The 17,078-nt window shown below is 71.2% G+C and carries 16 protein-coding genes; 6 read left to right on the top strand and 10 right to left on the bottom strand.

Annotation, left to right across the window (positions count from 1 at the left end; genetic code table 11):
• Together B1729_RS04160 and nhaA are read right to left on the bottom strand one after the other, a co-directional pair.
• Nucleotides 1–538, bottom strand: a 538-nt coding sequence (locus B1729_RS04160) for a MazG family protein (RefSeq protein ID WP_239539420.1), incomplete at its 3' end; no start/stop codon positions are given.
• Nucleotides 539–591: 53 nt separating this feature from the next.
• Nucleotides 592–1,752, bottom strand: a complete 1,161-nt coding sequence (gene nhaA / locus B1729_RS04165; protein WP_163618653.1) for a Na+/H+ antiporter NhaA — start codon at nt 1,750–1,752, stop codon at nt 592–594.
• Between the two features lie 174 nt (nt 1,753–1,926).
• Here nhaA and B1729_RS04170 point away from each other — a divergent pair, with 174 nt between their 5' ends.
• On the top strand, nt 1,927–4,614 hold the full coding sequence (locus B1729_RS04170) for a phosphoenolpyruvate carboxylase (protein ID WP_163618652.1): 2,688 nt from the start codon (nt 1,927–1,929) through the stop codon (nt 4,612–4,614).
• A gap of 69 nt (nt 4,615–4,683) precedes the next feature.
• Nucleotides 4,684–4,854, top strand: a complete 171-nt coding sequence (locus B1729_RS04175; RefSeq protein ID WP_163618651.1) for a hypothetical protein — start codon at nt 4,684–4,686, stop codon at nt 4,852–4,854.
• Between the two features lie 109 nt (nt 4,855–4,963).
• Here the strand turns inward: B1729_RS04175 and B1729_RS04180 are convergent, their stop codons facing one another.
• The gene (locus B1729_RS04180) at nt 4,964–5,671 is read right to left on the bottom strand and encodes a DUF2652 domain-containing protein (protein ID WP_163618650.1); all 708 of its coding nucleotides are present in this window, start codon (nt 5,669–5,671) and stop codon (nt 4,964–4,966) included.
• Nucleotides 5,672–5,695: 24 nt separating this feature from the next.
• Nucleotides 5,696–6,715: a cyclic nucleotide-binding domain-containing protein gene (locus tag B1729_RS04185; RefSeq protein ID WP_163630869.1), complete on the bottom strand. Its 1,020-nt coding sequence runs from the start codon at nt 6,713–6,715 to the stop codon at nt 5,696–5,698.
• Nucleotides 6,716–6,861: 146 nt separating this feature from the next.
• Here B1729_RS04185 and B1729_RS20560 point away from each other — a divergent pair, with 146 nt between their 5' ends.
• On the top strand, nt 6,862–7,044 hold the full coding sequence (locus B1729_RS20560) for a hypothetical protein (RefSeq protein WP_204318855.1): 183 nt from the start codon (nt 6,862–6,864) through the stop codon (nt 7,042–7,044).
• Nucleotides 7,045–7,484: 440 nt separating this feature from the next.
• On the opposite strand, the gene B1729_RS04195 is transcribed toward B1729_RS20560, so the two are convergent.
• Together B1729_RS04195 and B1729_RS04200 are read right to left on the bottom strand one after the other, a co-directional pair.
• The gene (locus B1729_RS04195) at nt 7,485–8,084 is read right to left on the bottom strand and encodes a gamma carbonic anhydrase family protein (protein WP_163618648.1); all 600 of its coding nucleotides are present in this window, start codon (nt 8,082–8,084) and stop codon (nt 7,485–7,487) included.
• A gap of 106 nt (nt 8,085–8,190) precedes the next feature.
• A complete protein-coding gene (locus B1729_RS04200) occupies nt 8,191–8,562 on the bottom strand; it encodes a VOC family protein (protein ID WP_163618647.1) in 372 nt (123 codons plus the stop codon).
• A 173-nt stretch (nt 8,563–8,735) separates the two neighbouring features.
• Here B1729_RS04200 and gdhA point away from each other — a divergent pair, with 173 nt between their 5' ends.
• Entirely contained in the window at nt 8,736–10,118 is a 1,383-nt protein-coding gene (gene gdhA, locus B1729_RS04205; RefSeq protein WP_163618646.1) for an NADP-specific glutamate dehydrogenase, read from the top strand.
• Nucleotides 10,119–10,251: 133 nt separating this feature from the next.
• On the opposite strand, the gene mfd is transcribed toward gdhA, so the two are convergent.
• A complete protein-coding gene (mfd, locus tag B1729_RS04210) occupies nt 10,252–13,884 on the bottom strand; it encodes a transcription-repair coupling factor (RefSeq protein WP_163618645.1) in 3,633 nt (1,210 codons plus the stop codon).
• 157 nt (nt 13,885–14,041) lie between these two features.
• Between mfd and B1729_RS04215 the strand changes: the two genes are divergently transcribed.
• Nucleotides 14,042–14,692: a hypothetical protein gene (locus B1729_RS04215; RefSeq protein WP_163618644.1), complete on the top strand. Its 651-nt coding sequence runs from the start codon at nt 14,042–14,044 to the stop codon at nt 14,690–14,692.
• Between the two features lie 171 nt (nt 14,693–14,863).
• On the opposite strand, the gene pth is transcribed toward B1729_RS04215, so the two are convergent.
• Nucleotides 14,864–15,448, bottom strand: coding sequence for an aminoacyl-tRNA hydrolase (gene pth / locus B1729_RS04220; protein ID WP_163618643.1), 585 nt, complete (start codon nt 15,446–15,448; stop codon nt 14,864–14,866).
• 110 nt (nt 15,449–15,558) lie between these two features.
• A complete protein-coding gene (locus tag B1729_RS04225) occupies nt 15,559–16,194 on the bottom strand; it encodes a 50S ribosomal protein L25/general stress protein Ctc (protein ID WP_163618642.1) in 636 nt (211 codons plus the stop codon).
• Nucleotides 16,195–16,474: 280 nt separating this feature from the next.
• Here B1729_RS04225 and B1729_RS20865 point away from each other — a divergent pair, with 280 nt between their 5' ends.
• Entirely contained in the window at nt 16,475–16,597 is a 123-nt protein-coding gene (locus B1729_RS20865) for a hypothetical protein (RefSeq protein WP_275575836.1), read from the top strand.
• Here the strand turns inward: B1729_RS20865 and B1729_RS04230 are convergent.
• Nucleotides 16,582–17,070 carry a gluconokinase gene (locus tag B1729_RS04230; protein ID WP_163630958.1) on the bottom strand — a complete coding sequence of 163 codons (489 nt, stop codon included), beginning with the start codon at nt 17,068–17,070 and terminating at the stop codon, nt 16,582–16,584. The two genes, B1729_RS20865 and B1729_RS04230, sit on opposite strands and share 16 nt — an antisense overlap.
• Nucleotides 17,071–17,078: the final 8 nt, after the last annotated feature.

Genomic DNA, 17,078 nt, shown 5'->3' on the forward strand with positions numbered 1-17,078 from the left:
CGCTCAACGACCGGATATCTCGCCGAGACCGGGCAGCTCCGCCGAGACCGGTGGCGTCGCCCTCCGTGTCGGCGGGGATCCCCTGGTTCGACGTCACAGGGGCGGGGACACCGGCCTGGGCCGCCTTCGACAGGAGCTTCTGGGCGAGCGCGAGGCTCGGCATCCGCTCGCTCACGCCGTCCAGCACGCTCGTGCGCGTGCTCTTCTCCGCGGCCTTCGCGGCGTTCCAGTGCACCAGCACCTCTTCGGGCGTCGTCGCGATCGCATCGCCGAAGACATGCGGATGCCGTCGCACCATCTTGTCGGTCAGCCCGCGTGCGACGTCGTCGATGTCGAACGGCGCGGCCTCGTCGCGCGAGGCGATCTCGGCGTGGAACAGCACCTGCCAGAGCAGATCGCCGAGCTCTTCGCGCAACTCGTCGCGAGAGCCGCCCTCGACGGCGTCGATGAGCTCCGCGCTCTCTTCCACGAGGTAGGGCACCAGCGCGCGATGGTCGATCTGCTGCGTCCATACGCAGCGATCGCGGACCGCGCGCATGACCTCCGCCGCCTCGCGGAGCGGGTCGGCCGCGTCGTGCGGGCGTGCGTCTGTCACGTCGTCGCGGATGCGGTCGTCGCCCGGTGCCGGTAATGCCATGCCCGCCAGGATACGAGGCCCGCGGCCAGCAGGAGCGAGATGACCGAACCTGCCAGCACGCCGAGCGTGGCCTGATCGCGCAGGGCGGCAGCATCCGTGAAGGCGAGCTCCGACAGCAGGAGCGACACCGTGAACCCGATGCCGCCCAGCGCTCCGGCGGCGACGAGGTCGGCGAACGCCAGCGGCGGCGCACTCCCCCGGTGCGCGACGCGCAGCGACAGCCAGCCGAACGCCGCGATGCCGACGATCTTGCCGACCGGCAGCGCCACCAGCACCCCCCAGAACGCCGGCGACAGCTGCGACAGCGGGACGGACGGGATGGCCACCAGCGCGGCGGAGAACGCGAACACCGGCAGCACGATGACGTTCACCCACGGCTCGAGCTCGTGCCGCACGCGCAGCGCGGGCCGCTGCGCCATCGCGAGCCCGAGGACGACGCCCGCGATCGTCGCGTGGACGCCCGACAGGTACACCAGCACCCAGGTGGTGATCGCGAGCAGCACCAGCACCACCGCGATCGGGATGCGGGCGCGGGTATCGAGCTGCCTGCTCAGGATGCCGAACGCGACGACTGCGACCGCCGCCCCGGCGAGCGCCGCGATGTTCACCCCGTCGGTGAAGAGCACCGCGATGAAGATGATGCCGACGATGTCGTCGAGGATGGCGAGCGCGAGGAGGAAGACCCGCAGCGCCGCCGGCAGCCCCTTGCCGAACACCGCGAGCACGCCGAGCGCGAAGGCGATGTCGGTCGCCGTCGGGATCGGCCATCCTGCCGTCGCGTCGGTGCCCCACGCCATCGCGGCGTAGATCGCGATGGGCACCAGCACACCCCCGGCCGCCGCGATGGCCGGCTGCAGCGCCTTGCGGGCGGAGTTGAGCTGCCCGCTCGTGAGCTCGTACTGCAGCTCGACGGCGACGACGAAGAAGAAGACGGCGAGGAGGCCGTCCTTGATCCAGTGCGACAGGCTCAGCTCGAAGACGCCCGGGATGCCGAACTCGGCGTGCATCGCCGCGTCGACGGCGGGCGCCAGGGACGAGTTGGCGACGAAGAGTCCGAGGCCTGCGGCGACGAGCAGGATGACGGCGGGAAAGCGAGCGGAGCGAAGAAGCGACATCGGGCCTCCGGGAGGGGATCGCGGGTCGACAATGGTGCGCCGACCAGACTTCCCGGCTCTCCACGTGCCAGTGTAGCGAGGCCCCTCCTCCTTCCCGACCGGCGCCATGCGGCGCCGTCGTCACACAGCGTCGGCCGTGACAGCCGGGCGACAGCGCGCCGTTAGCCTGGAGAGATGCGCGAACTCACCCAGACCGAAGCGATCGACCTCGTGGGCCGATACGAGGCGGAGCAGGCGATCCCCGAGCAGATGCGCAGCGACGTGCGCATGCTGGGCACCCTCCTCGGGCAGGTGCTGCGCGAGAGCGGATCGCCCGGGCTGTACGAGGATGTCGAGCGACTGCGCACCGCGACCATCCAGGCCTACACCGACGAGACGCCGGAGGCGTTCGCCCGTGCCGCCGCGATCGCCGACTCCTTCACGGTCGCCCGCGCCGATGAGGTCGCCCGGGCGTTCACCGCGTACTTCCACCTCGTGAACCTCGCCGAGGAGCACCAGCGGGTGCGCATCCTGCGCGAGCGCGACGGGCGCCCCGACCGCGAGCAGGCGACCGACTCCGTTGCGGCGGCGTTCGTGCGGCTCGCCGCCGAGGTCGGTGACGACACCGCGCTGCGCCGGCTGCAGAACATGCGGTTCCACCCCGTCTTCACCGCCCACCCGACCGAGGCGCGCCGCCGGGCCGTCTCCACCAGCATCCGCCGCCTCGCGGCGCTCCTCGAAGAACATGACGCGTCGCGACGCGGCGGCGTGAACCAGCAGCGTGCCGACCAGCGCCGCGCCGAGCGGCGCATGCTCGAAGAGATCGACACGCTGTGGCGGACGGCCCCGCTGCGGTCCGAGAAGCCCGCGCCCACCGACGAGGTCCGCGCGGTCATGGCCGTCTTCGACGACACGCTCTACACCGCGGTGCCGCACGTCTACCGCCGCGTCGACGACGCACTGCAGGGACCGGCGGCCGGCGGCCGCGCGCCCGTTGTGCGCCCCTTCGTGCGGGTCGGCTCCTGGGTCGGCGGCGATCGCGACGGCAACCCGTTCGTGACGGCATCCGTCACCCGCAAGGCGTCCGCCATCGCGAGCGAGCACGTGCTGCTGGGCCTTGCCCGCACGGCGGGCCGCATCGGCCGCACGCTCACGCTGGATGCGACGACCACACCGCCGAGCGACGCGCTGCTGGCACTCTGGCGGCGCTTGAAGGCCGCCGACGAGGATGCCGCGAAGGATATCGCCAAGCGGTCGCCCGACGAGCCGCATCGCCGCATCGTGCTGCTGATCGCGCGGAAGATCGAAGCGACGCGCGCCCGCGACGCCGACCTCGCGTATGCCGACCCCGAGCACCTGCTGGCGGACCTCCGCGTCGTGCAGGACTCCCTCGTGCGGGCCGGCGCACCGCGCCAGGCGTACGGGCACCTGCAGCAGCTGCTGTGGCAGGTCGAGACGTACGGGTTCCACCTCACCGAGCTCGAGGTGCGTCAGCACTCGGCGGTGCACGCCAAGGTGCTCGCAGAACTCGGGTCGGGGTCGCCGCGCAGCGAGCTCGCCGAGGAGGTGCTCGACGTGATCCGCACCGTCGGGTTCCTGCAGGAGCGCTACGGCCCGCGCGCGGCAGGCCGCTACATCGTGTCGTTCACGCAGTCCGCCGAGGACCTCGCCGCCGTCCACAAGCTCGCGGCGTACGCGGTCGGTCCCGACGGCCGGCCTCCCGTGCTCGACGTCATCCCGCTGTTCGAGACCTTCGCCGATCTGCAGGCAGCGCCCCGCATCCTCGCCGAGATCGTCGAACACCCGGAGTTCGCGGCCCGCCTGGAGGCCACCGGACGGCGGCTGGAGGTCATGCTCGGCTACTCCGACTCGTCGAAGGACGTCGGACCCGTCGCCGCGAACCTCGCCCTCTACGAGGCGCAGGCCAAGATCGCGGCCTGGGCCGACGATAACCGGATCGAGCTGACGCTGTTCCACGGGCGCGGCGGCGCGCTCGGCCGTGGCGGCGGCCCCGCCAATTCCGCGATCATGGCCCAGCCGCCGCACTCGGTCGATGGCCGGTTCAAGCTCACCGAGCAGGGCGAGGTGATCTTCGCGCGCTACGGCGATCCGGCGATCGCCATGCGGCACATCGACCAGGTCGCCGCGGCGATCCTGCTCGCCTCGTCGCCTTCGAACGAAGAGCGCAACCGCGCGGCGGCCGAGAAGTACGCGGGCGTCGCGGCGACGCTGGACGCGGCATCCCGCGAGCGCTTCTTCTCGCTGGTGAAGGCTCCCGGCTTCGCGCCGTGGTTCGCGCGCGTCACACCGATGGAGGAGATCGGCCTGCTCGCGCTGGGCTCGCGCCCGGCCCGCCGAGGGCTGTCGGTCGAGTCCCTCGAGGACCTGCGGGCGATCCCCTGGGTGTTCGCGTGGACGCAGGCGCGCATCAATCTCGCCGGATGGTTCGGGCTCGGCACCGCCCTCGACGCCGTCGGCGACGAGCCGCTGCTGCAGCAGGCCTATCAGGAGTGGCCGCTGTTCCGCACGCTCATCGACAACGTGGCCATGAGCCTCGCGAAGACCGACGATCGCATCGCGCTGCACTACCTCGAGCTCGGCGACCGGGACGATCTCGCCGCGTTGGTGCGCGACGAGATGCGGGTGACACGTGACTGGGTCGTCCGCATCACGGGCGGCACGGAGCTGCTCGGCAACAAGCCTGTCCTGCAGCGGGCGGTCAAGATGCGCAGCCCCTACGTCGACGCTCTCTCGCTGCTGCAGCTGCGGGCCCTGCGGGCGCTCCGCGAGGCTCCGGAGGGCGCACCGGTCGATCCGGAGCTGCAGAGGCTCCTGCTGCTGTCGGTGTCGGGCGTCGCCGCCGGCCTGCAGAACACGGGCTGATCCGCGCCGAGTGCGGCGACACGCGCGTCGCACCCGGAATCCCCGATGGCCCGGCGTACCGTAGCACCCATGGCACGCATCGTCGCCGCCGAAGTCTGCCCCCAGTGCGGGTCGCTCGATGTGCGGGCGAACGAGCCGAGGTGGTTCCGGATCGAGTGGGATCGACGAGACGCCCTCGACGACGGCAGGGTCGACCGCCTGGAGTTCGGCTGCCTCGACTGCGGCCTGCTCTGGGAGTGACAAGACGAAGAACGGATGCCGCGGGCGGAGGTCACGCGGTGCCGAACCCCGCCCCAGCGAAGCGATGGGGCGGGCGAAGCGGCGCAGGTCGCGCGCCTGCGCCCTGCCGCTAGCGCACCCGACGCGGCTTCCTCGTGCCCAGCATGTACGGGAGCCCGCGGCCGACCGCTGAGAACGTGCTGCCGAGTCGGGAGCGCAGGGTCGGCGATGGAGGAGCGACGCCGACGTCATCCAGATCGGCGACGTCGACGAAGTACGCGCGGACGCTGCCGATGCCCTCCACCTCAGGCGTGATCTCGCCGACGGACGTGGGCAGCGGCGTGGTCCCTGTGCCGTACAGCTCCTCGGTCAGCAGGACGTACTCGGGGATTTCGACGGAGTTCTTCAGCAGCCGGTGCACGAGGATCACGTCGATGCCTACGAGCTTGGACCGTCCGCTCACCCGCTGGGTCGCGACATCACCGATGTGCGCCACGAACTTCAGCGTCAGATTGCGCGCCTGGCGGCATCCCCCACATGGGCAGAGGTTCTGCACCACGTACTCGCGCTCAAGGTGGAACGCCCGATGCATCGCGACCGCCAGCACGAGGATGTCGGAGACCGTGGTGTCGGGCTGCCGTGCCGCCGCGCGGCGCGAGAGGAAGGCGGCGTCGCCCTCGATCTCGACGAGCTCGAAGCCGCTGGCTGCGCGGACGATGCTCTCCAGCATCCGCGCCGTGTTGACCTCGGCGTGCGCGAGCGTCATGCGGTGCGAGCCCATGTACTCGGTATATCCGCCGATGTCGGCGATCAGCAGTGCCGTTCGCTCTGTCCCCATGTGCCCAGTCCCTTCGTCGGTCGTTCATCCCAGCGGGTCTCGCGATGCCCTCGGCCCGTCAGGCGGGTCGTCGGGCGCGTACCGCTCCAGCTGGTCCTCCACCGTCGTGGCGGCCGCCTGTGCGCTGGGCGCGTAGCCGAGGACGACGGCGGTGAACCGGTCGGCGGCGAGCGCCTTCAGTTCGAGACGCGTGCGCGCGACCACCGTCGCCGTTCGCGGCGTGCGACGGAGCAGCGCGATCTCGCCGAATCCCTCCCCCTCGCCGAGCGTCGCGATCACGCGACCATCGCCCCGCACGTCGGCTCGGCCGCTCTCGATCACGTAGTAGTGATCGCCGAGGTCCCCCTGAGTGAAGACCGCGCTGCCCGGTGCCACCTCGACCGGTTCCAGCCCGCGAGCGAGCTGCTCGATCGCGGGCAGCGGGAGCGGCTGGAACATGGGCACGCGCTGGAGGAGGCCGACTTCGGCGTCCAACGCACCGACGGATCGATCAAGGCCGCGCAGCCGCCACCATGATGCGAGTGCGAGCACCGGACACAGCACGCCGATCGCGATGAGGGCACCCTCGACGCCGAGCCACGCGATCATCACCGACGCGATGATCGCCCCGACGCCGATGGAGACGGCGACCAGGCTCTCGAGCACGCCGAAGACACGCGCCATCAGGGCGTCCGGGGTCAGCCTGCCGATCAGCGTGAACCCGGCGAGGTCGATCAGCGCGTTACCGACCCCGACGAATGCGAGCAGGACGAGCGCCGCCGCCTGTGCCGGGAAGACGCCGACGAGGGCGATGGGCAGTCCCCACAACGCCACACCGACGGCGAACCACCCGCCCAGCCGCCGGGTTCCGACGAGCAGCGAGGCCGCGAGCGAGCCGAGGACCGCTCCCACGCCGACCGACGCCATCAGCGATCCGGCGCCGGACTCCCCCATGCCGAGCAGCTCGATGGCGACCACGACCGAGAACACGGTGAGCGCGCCCCGGGTGAGCGCTTGGGCGGCGGCCAGGCCGAGGATCAGTTGCAGATCGCGGCTCCGCCACAACGACGGTGAGTCCCTCCGCGGCCTCCCTCAGCAGGTCGCGCCGGGGCGCCGCCGGCCTCGGCGGCGCGTCGTAGCGCACACGGAAGAGCAGCAGCGCTGCCCAGAACGACGCGACCGCCGCGCCGGCGAACACGACGGAGACATCGGTGAAGGCCAGCAGGATCGCGGCGACGAGCGGCCCGACGAGCGTCGCGACGGAGTCCAGCAGCCCCCGCACGACGTTGGCGCTGGCCAATTCGTGCCCGGTGCGGCAGAGCGTGGGCAGGAGGGCGGAGTGCGCCGGCCGGAACATGGTCGCCGCGATCGTCGAGACGACGGCGAGCGCGTAGACGACGGCGATCGGGCCCGCCACTGCCACGACGACCGCCGCGACCGCGGTGGCAGCGCCCCGCACGACCGACACCACGACGAGCACGCGCTCACGCCGCCCGCGATCGGCGAACGGCGACAGGATGGGCGCCAGCAGCGCGGAGGGGAGCATGCGCAGCAGTCCCACCGCGCCTAGGGCGAGCGCGCCGCCGGCGTTGTACGCGACGATGCCGAGCGCCACGGTGAATGCCCACTCCGCGGTCCAGGCCCCGAGGAAGCTCAGCTGCGCGCGCCGCAGATTGGGGTTGCGCCAGTTGCTCGAGAAGGCCCCCACGGCCTGATCGAGCCTCGAACGGGTCCCCAGACGGCCCATGTCGCGACCTTACGGCCTGGGCCCGGGGAAGGCCAGCGTCCCGTCGATCTCGTGACCGCCGGCGTGTGCGGCCGATACGCGAGGATGTCAGTCGATGCGGCGGTCGTCGGCGTGACGGGCGAGGCTGCGGCCGTAGCGTTCGGTGAGCTGCACCATGAGGTCGGGTGTCTCACGGTCGAGCCCGAACACGTAGCCGGGGAAGTCGAGCTCGCGCTGCGCCGCCCAGATCTCTTCGTGGCGATCCGGCGGGAGGATCTGGACCGGATCCCCCACGGCGACCCAGGCGATCGGCACCGTCGAGTCCGGCGGGAGCGTCGTGCGCAGGTGCACGACGGCGTTGATGCGCACCTCGCTGCGCGCGCCGATGCGCGCGCCGTTGAAGACGCGGGTGCCGGTCGCGAGGAACACCTCCTCCTCGACGACGGCGCCCGAGACGCTGGCCATCGGGCCGACGAGCACGTGATCGGCGATGTGCACCGGATTCGTCGAGGTGGCACGGATCAGCGCGTTCTCCATGACGATCACGTTCGCGCCGAGGGTGACCGCACCGCCCTCGGCGGTGATCACCGCACCGTGGAGGATCTGGCAGTCGGCGCCGATCTCGACGTCGCCGCTGATCACCGCGGTCGCCGCCACGACAGCGTCGGGGTGGATGCGGGGCTGGGCCCCGAGGTGCTCGAAACGCATCATGCCTCCTCGATCCCGTGCCGGCTCGCCCATCCCCGGGGCCGTCGCGGTCGGTTCACAGCGTAGTGCGGTGCATCGCCACGGCACCCGGAAGACGGCGTGCGCGTCAGTTCGGGTGCTCGGTCAACCGCCAGTAGTAGCCGCTCGGATCGAGCACCCGGAAGTCCCGGAGGCCCCACGGCTGCGCCTGCACGTCGTCGTCGATGGGCCAGCCCTCGTCGACGACCCGCCGGCGGGCGGCATCCAGATCGTCCGTCTCGAGCACGAGCTCGACCCCGACCGGTGGTCGGCGCGGTGCGGTGTCGACCGATGAGCGCCATGCCGCCCCGACGCGCACGCGGCCGAGCTCGAGCGCGACGTAGGCCCACTCGACGTGCCGCTCATCGCGCACGAGGGAGAACCCGAGCACGCGGACGTAGAAGTCGACGGCGCGGTCGAGGTCGTCGGGGAAGATTTCGATGCGAAGGTCGGCCACCATCCCTCCACTCTCCCGCACCCGATTCCGTTTGCGTCGCGCCGAGGGCACGCAGACACGCTGTGCGGAGGACGGCGGGCGCCGTCGTCACAAGAACGGCCGACGTTCCGAGCGGTAGGTAGGGTGAAGAAGCGCCGCCCCAGAGCGCATCGCTCCACCCCGAAAGCTCCCTCCACATGCCCTCTGCACTGCCTACCACCTCTGCTCCCGACACCCTCACGTCCGCCGAATCGATCCGCCTCGTCCTCGATACCGTCGAGGCCCGCAATCCCCACGAGCCGGAGTTCCTGCAGGCGGTGCACGAGGTGCTCGAATCGATCGCACCGGTACTGGAAGCGCACCCGGAGTTCATCGACGGCGGCATCTTGGAGCGGCTCGTCGAGCCGGAGCGGCAGATCATCTTCCGCGTGCCGTGGGTCGATGACGCCGGGCGCCTGCAGGTCAACCGCGGTTTCCGCGTGCAGTTCTCCTCGGTGCTCGGCCCCTACAAGGGCGGTCTCCGCTTCCACCCCTCGGTGAACCTGTCGATCATCAAGTTCCTCGGCTTCGAGCAGATCTTCAAGAACGCCCTCACCGGCCAGGGCATCGGCGGCGCCAAAGGCGGCAGCGACTTCGACCCGCACGGCCGCTCGGATGCCGAGATCATGCGCTTCTGCCAGTCGTTCATGAACGAGCTCTACCGCCACCTCGGCGAGCACACCGACGTGCCTGCCGGAGACATCGGCGTGGGTGCCCGTGAGATCGGCTACCTGTTCGGCCAGTACCGGAAGGTCACCAACCGCCACGAGTCGGGCATGTTCACCGGCAAAGGCGTGCAGTGGGGCGGCGCCGAGGTCCGCACCGAAGCGACCGGCTACGGCGCGGTCTTCTTCACGGCGGAGATGCTCGGCGTCCGTGGCGAGACGCTCGCGGGCAAGCGGGTCGGTGTGTCGGGCTCGGGCAACGTGGCGATCTACGCCATCGACAAGGCCCACCAGCTCGGTGCGACGCCGGTGACGGCATCCGATTCCTCCGGCTATGTCGTCGACGACGCCGGCATCGACGTCGGCCTGCTCCGCCAGGTCAAGGAGGTCGAGCGCGCTCGCATCGCCGAGTACGCGGCGCGCCGCCCGACGGCCCGCTACGTCGAAGGCGCACGCCCCTGGGAGGTGGCGGTCGACGTCGCGATCCCGTCGGCCACGCAGAACGAGCTCGACGCCGACGACGCGCGAGCGCTCATCGCGAATGGCGTGCGCGCCGTCGCCGAAGGCGCCAACATGCCCTCGACTCCCGAGGCGATCGAGCTCTTCCAGTCCGCGGGCGTCCTGTTCGGGCCGGGCAAGGCGGCGAACGCGGGCGGCGTCGCGACCTCAGCGCTCGAGATGAGCCAGAACGCCGCCCGCCAGCGCTGGACCTTCGACGACAGCGAGACGAAGCTGCGCTCGATCATGGCCGACGTGCACCACGCCGCGTTCGCCGCCGCTGAGAGGTACGGCCGCCCGGGCGACTATGTCGTGGGGGCGAACTCGGCCGGCTTCGAACGGGTCGCGCACGCCATGCTGGCGCAGGGTGTCATCTGACCCGGTCACGGCCGCGCAACGGGTGCCCGTAACGCTGTGCGGATCGACGTCTCAGCTCTTCACGTGAACGTCGATGCCGTCGGCCGCCGCCGTTTCTCCCGCCGGCTGACGGGCGGATGACGCACGCAGACGGTCAGGCGTTGACGGCCGCCTCGGCTGCGGCGTCCGCGTCCGTCTTCTTGGGCGGCCACAGCTGCTCGATCAGCTGCGCGACCCAGGCGATGAGCTCGTCATCGCCGAGCGGCTCGCCGCCGGCCGACGGAAGCGGCACGACCATGGCCTCGCCTCCCGCGACGAGCTTGGCCCTGGGGTGCAGTCGCTGCAGGCGCACGCGCATCGAATCGGGCAGGTTCGCGGGCGCGATCCGCAGGTTCGGGCCCATCGCGACGACGTCGGCGAGCCCCGCCTGTCCCGCGCGGCGTCGCAGCCGCGCGACCGCGAGCAGCCCTTCGACCTCGGCCGGCGGCTCGCCGTAGCGGTCGGTCAGCTCCTCGACCACGAGGTCGATCGCGTCGGGCTGCGCGGTGACGGATGCCGCCGCCGAGAGCTTCTGATACGCCTCGAGTCGCAGGCGCTCGCTGTCGATGTACGACTCGGGGATGCGGGCCTGCACCGGCAGCTCGAGGCGCAGCTCGGCCGGTCCTTCGGTCTCTTCGCCCCGGAACGTGGCGACGGCCTCGCCGATCATGCGCAGGTACAGGTCGAAGCCCACGCCGGCGATGTGGCCGGCCTGCTCGGCGCCCAGGAGATTGCCGGCGCCGCGGAGCTCGAGGTCCTTGAGCGCGACCTGCATGCCGGAGCCGAGATCGTTGTTGACCGCGATCGTCTCGAGGCGGTCGGCGGCGGTCTCGCTGAGCGGCTTCATGTCGTCGTAGAGGAAGTACGCGTAGGCGCGCTCACGGGCTCGGCCGACCCGGCCGCGCAGCTGGTGCAGCTGGCTGAGACCGTACTTGTCGGCGCGGTCGATGATGATCGTGTTGGCATTGGAGATGTCGAGACCGGTCTCGACGATCGTCGTGCAGACCAGGACGTCCGAGCGCCGCTCCCAGAAGGCGTCGACGACCTCCTCGAGCGCGTGCTCGCCCATCTGGCCGTGTGCGACCGCGATACGCGCCTCGGGCACCAGCTCGGCGAGCTCGGCCGCCACGCGCTGGATCGACTGCACCCGGTTGTGCACGTAGAACACCTGGCCCTCGCGCAGCAGCTCCCGGCGGATCGCTGCGGTGATCTGCTTGTCGTTGCGCGGCCCGACATACGACAGGATCGGATGCCGGTCCTCGGGCGGCGTCTGCAGCGTCGACATCTCGCGGATGCCGGTGACTGCCATCTCGAGCGTGCGCGGAATCGGCGTCGCGCTCATCGCGAGGATGTCGACGTTGGTCTTCAGCTTCTTGAGCTGGTCCTTGTGCTCGACGCCGAAACGCTGCTCCTCGTCGATGATCATGAGGCCGAGATCCTTGAAGATCACCTTCTCCGTCAGGATCCGGTGCGTGCCGATGACCATGTCGACGGTGCCGTCGGTGAGGCCGGCGAGCACCTCGCGCGCCTGCTTGTCGCTCTGGAACCGCGAGAGCGCCTTGACCTTCACCGGGAAGCCGGCGAAGCGCTCGGTGAACGTCTCGAGGTGCTGCTTGACGAGCAGCGTCGTCGGCACGAGCATCGCGACCTGCTTGCCGTCCTGGATGGCCTTGAACGCGGCGCGTACGGCAACCTCGGTCTTGCCGAAGCCGACATCGCCGGACAGCAGGCGGTCCATCGGGATCGGCTTCTCCATGTCGGCCTTGATCTCGTCGATCGTCTGCAGCTGGTCGGGGGTCTCGGCGAACGGGAACGCCTCTTCGAGCTCGCGCTGCCAGGGGGTGTCCGGCCCGAAGGCGTGTCCCTTCGACGCCATGCGCGCCGAGTAGAGCTTGACGAGCTCGACGGCGATGTCGCGCACGGCACGGCGGGCCTTGCTCTTGGCCTGCGCCCAATCGCTGCCGCCCATCTTCGACAGCGAGGGTGCCTCGCCGCCGACATAGCGGGACAGCAGGTCGAGCTGGTCGGTCGGCACGAAGAGCTTGTCGCCGGGGTAGCCGCGCTTGGACGGCGCGTACTCCAGCACGAGGTACTCGCGCACGCTCTTCACCGCGTTGCGTCCGCCGCTGGACACCTCGCGCTGCGTGAGCTCGACGAACTTGCCGATGCCGTGCGTCGCGTGGACGACGTAGTCGCCGGCCTTCAGCTGCAGCGGGTCCACGACGGCCTTGCGCCGCGATGCGAGCTTCTTGACGACGCGGTTGTCGCCGCCGATCGTGCGGCCGTAGAACTCCGACTCGGTGAGCACGGCGAGCTTCGCGTCCGCCGCCTCGAATCCGCGCTCGAGCACGCTCAGCACCACATGGGCGACGCCGGGCTCGGGGGCCTGCAGCACCTCGTCGACCTTGCGCGCCGCGATGCCGCGCTCGGCGAGCACGTCCCGCGCACGTTCGACGAGGCCGGCTCCGGATGCCGCGACGACGACGCGCCAGCCGTCCGCCAGGAGCGCTCCGACGTGCGCTGTCGCGCCTTCCACGTTGCCCTGGAACGACGGGACCGCCGACCCCGGCACGCGGATCGCGGCGGCGGCCTCGAGCGCGACGTCGATGTCGTCGTCGATCAGACCTTCGGCGGCGGCATCCGCCTGTCCGGAATCGAAAGCGCTGAGACTCCACCAGACGCCGCCGCGCGCGCGGGCGGCCTCACGCACTGTGGGAAGAGCCAGGAAGTCGCCGGCGCCCAGGTCGATCGGGGTGCTGGCTCCGGCCGTCGCCGCGCTCCACGCCGCCTCGAGGAACTCACGGTTCGTGTCCCCGAGGGTGATGGCGCGTGCGACGGCGCGCTCAGGATCGACGAGCGCGACGGCCGACCCCTCGGGCAGATAGTCGACGACGGCCACGAGCCGATCCACGACGGCCGGGAGCAGGGACTCCATGCCCTCGACCGGGATGCCCTCGGCCATCTTCTCGAGCATGCCGGCAAGGCCCGGCAGCTCGTCCTTGAGTTCTCGGGCACGGCCGCGCACCGCCTCGGTGAGCAGCAGCTCCCGGCTGGGCAGCAGGGTGACCTCGCGCACCTCGCCGGGCAGCGACCGCTGATCGGCGACAGAGAAGGCGCGCATCTCGTCCACCTCGTCGCCGAAGAACTCGACGCGGTACGGGTGGGGTGCGGTCGGCGGGAAGACGTCGAGGATGCCGCCGCGCACCGCGAACTCGCCGCGCCGCGACACCATGTCGACGCGGTGATAGGCGAGTTCGACGAGCCGCGCCGACACGTTGCCCAGGTCATGCCCGCGGGCGCCGACGACGAGCTCGATCGGCGGGACATCGGTGAGTCCGGCCGCCAGCGGCTGGATGGCGCCGCGCACCGAGGCGGTGATCACGAGCGGCGTCGCGGCATCCCAGCGCGCGATGCGCGTGAGGATCTCGAGCCGGGTGCCGACGGTCTCGGCGCTCGGGCTCAGCCGCTCGTGCGGCAGTGTCTCCCACGCCGGGAAGTGGAGCACCTCGGCGCCGGGCAGCAGCGCACCCAGCGCGGGACCGAGCGACTCCGCACGGCGACCCGTGGGCGCGATCAGCAGCACCACCGGTGGCTTGCCGGCGGCGCGGCGGCGCTCGATCAGCGCGGCGAGGAGCGGAGCGTCGAGTCCTTCGACGAGCGAGAAGTCGGCATCGACGGATGCCGCGGCCACCGCGTCCCGAAACGGCTCAGCCTGCTCGAGGGCGCGAACGATCCCGGGAACTGTCACCGCACGAGTCTAAGGCGCAGGACCGACACCGGGCTCCGCGGGCGCGGGAGCAGCCCCTCGGGACGGACAGCGGGCTTCTCGGGCGAGAGAGCGAGCCGCAGCGTCGCCGTAGGCGAGCAGCGCGCTCCGGCGCCGGGCGGACTCCTAGGATGAGCCTGTGAGCCAGCCCGCCGCCCCTGACGCGCCTCAGAACCCGCCCGTCCCGCCCGGGGCGTGGGCGCCGCCCGCTGCACCACCGTTCGGACCGCCAGCGGGAACGACCGCGGGCCCCGCGCAGGCCGCCGGTGGACAGCCGGGGGTTCCGCCCGGCTGGTCCGCGCCTCCGGCAGGAGCGTACGCCCCGCCGCCCGGGTACGCCCCGCCCGTCGGCTACGCGGTCGCGCCCGGTACGGCTCCCGCGTACGGCGGCCCGCCGGCGCGTCGCAGCAGCGTCCTCGGCGTCGTCGCTCTCGCCCTCGCCCTCGTCGCGACGGTCGGGGCGGGCATCATGGGCGCGATCGCGAGCTACCGGATCGGACTCGGCGCCGGTCGCGAGATCACCGCGCGGGCGCTCGACGCCGACTTCGACTGGTCGATCCTCACTCCGGTACGGGACTGGGTGATGCTGGGCGAGGTCGCGTTCTGGGTCGGCACGGCCCTCGGCGTGTGGGCTCTGGTGCAGGGCGTCGTCGCGATCGTGACGGCGCGCGGACGCGGCGCCGGCATCGCCGCGGTGATCGTCGCCGCCCTCGGCCCGATCGTCTTCGGCGGCGTGGTGCAGGGGTTCCTGACCGCCGGCCTCGCCGCCGGCACCGGCATGGGCAGCTGACGGGTCGCACGAACCCTCGGCCCGCGGCATCCGTCCTCTCCGTTGCTGTTTCCTCAGTTGAGGACCAGAGCCGAAACGAGGGCCGATCTCGGCCCGCGTCTCCGCACCTCGGCACCATTCCTCAACTGAGGAACGCGGATGCCTCAGCCGGCGATCAGCGGACGCGAGAGGTCAGACGCGCGGCGCGTGGTGCTTCTGCTGCGCGGCCAGGAGGCCATCAGCCACGAGCTGCTCGATGGCGTCCGCGGCGTCGCCGATGAGGATCGGCAGGTTCTTGCGCTCCGTGGCGCCGAACGGGTCCAGCACCCAGTCGGCGGGATCCTGCCGCCCCATGGGACGCCCGATACCGACGCGCACACGCGGGAACTCCGCCGTGTCGAGCGCTTTCGCGACGTCGCGCACGCCGTTATGACCGCCGTGGCCACCGCCGACCTTGAGCTTGATGGTGTCGAACGGGATGTCGAGCTCGTCGTGCACGACCACCACGTGGTCGGGGGCGATGCCGTAGAACTTCGCGAGCCCGGCGACGGGTCCGCCCGACACGTTCATGAACGTGTTCGGCTTGGCGAGGATGAGCTTGGCCGCACCGGGACGCAGCCACGTCTCGACGACGCGCGCGTTCGCCTTGTGCGCCTTGAAGGACTCGCCGCGCCGCCCGGCGAGCTCGTCGACCACGAGCTGTCCGACGTTGTGGCGCGTGAGCTCGTAGCGCGGGCCGGGGTTTCCCAGTCCGATGATCAGCCACGTCTCTGCCATGTCATCCATCCTGCCCGAGCGGGGCGGCTCCCCGCGAAATCCCGAACGGCACCCGGTGAAACGAAGGCGAGGGGGCGCGGCATCCGCACCCCCTCGCCTTCGTGAAGGAATTACTCGGAGGCGGACTCTTCCGACGCCTCGGCCTGCTCGGCGGCGACCTCGGCATCGGCCTCGGCGATCTCGTCCTCGGCGGCGAGCGTCGCAGCCGGGACCGAGATGGCGACAATGAGCAGCTCGGCGTCGGCGATGAGGACCGACCCCTTCGGCAGCTTCAGGTCGGCGGCGGTGATGTGCGTGCCCTCCTCGAGGCCCTCCACGTCGACCTCGATGTGCTCGGGGATGTGCGTGGCCTCGGCCTGCAGGGTGACCGTCGTGTTGTCGAGGTTCGCGATCGTGCCGGGAGCGGACTCGCCCACGACGACGATCGGCACCTCGATCTCGACCTTCTCGCCCTTCTTCACAACGAGCAGGTCGATGTGCTCGATGACCTGGTGCACCGGGTCCTTCTGCACATCCTTGACCAGCGTGAGCTGCGACTTGCCGTCGAGGTCCAGCTCGAGCACCGCGTTCGCGCGGCGGATGAGCAGCGAGACCTGGTGGCCCGGCAGGGCGACGTGCACGGGGTCGGTGCCGTGACCGTAGATGACGGCGGGGATCTTGCCGGCGGCGCGGAGGCGGCGGGCGAAGCCCTTGCCGAAGCTCTCGCGGAACTCGGCCTGGACCTTGGTATCGGGCTCGGACGACATGGGGTTCTCCTTGTGGGCGCACTGGCCCGGTAAGCTGCGGCGCGTGGCCGTTCTGACTCGGCCTGCGCGGTGGCGGGCCCGGGGTATTCGGGATGTCTTCGACTCGAACGCACGCGCGTGAGGAAAGCCCGTTGGGCCGGCATCACTGCGTCGATCACGGATGCCGCAGCCCACCGGAATCGACGGGCGCGAGGCATCCCTCGCCGAAGTTCGACACGAGTCTACCAGCGCCCCCGCTACGATGAGGAACGCACTGCTTCCCGCTCCCACGGAGGACCCCATGGACTACGGCTTCTTGAGCCACGCTCTTCTCTGGCTCATCGGCGCCATGGCCGCGGTCGGTGCCCTCCTGACCGCGCTGGCGTTCTGGAGCCTCGGCCGCCAGGGCTACCGCAAGGACTGATACCGCTCGAGCGCCGCCAACGCGGCGTCGACGACATCGGCCAGCGGCGGGTCGCCCGCCACGACGACCCCCGCCTCATCCGGCTCGAGGTGCTCGAGCGTCTGCAGCTGCGAGATCAGCAGCGACGAGGGCATGAAGTGCTCGCGCGAGCCCATGCGACGCGCGAGCTCGTCCCGCGGCACGCGCAGTTCGACGAAGACGACGCCGGGTGCCGCCGCTCCGCCACGGATGCGGTCGCGGTACCGGCGGGCGAGTGCCGAGCAGGCCATCACCACTCCCCCGGGCGCATCACGCAGCGCCGCGGCCACCACGTCGAGCCACGGCATCCGATCTCCGTCGTCGAGCGGGAACCCCGCGGCCATCTTGGCGACGTTCGCCGCGGGATGGAGATCGTCCGCATCGACGAACGGCAGTCCGAGGCGCTGCGCCAGCGCCAGACCGACGGCGGATTTGCCCGAACCGCTCGGTCCCATCACCACGA

This window comes from Microbacterium sp. B35-04, assembly GCF_010634885.1.
Classification (GTDB): Bacteria; Actinomycetota; Actinomycetes; order Actinomycetales; family Microbacteriaceae; genus Microbacterium.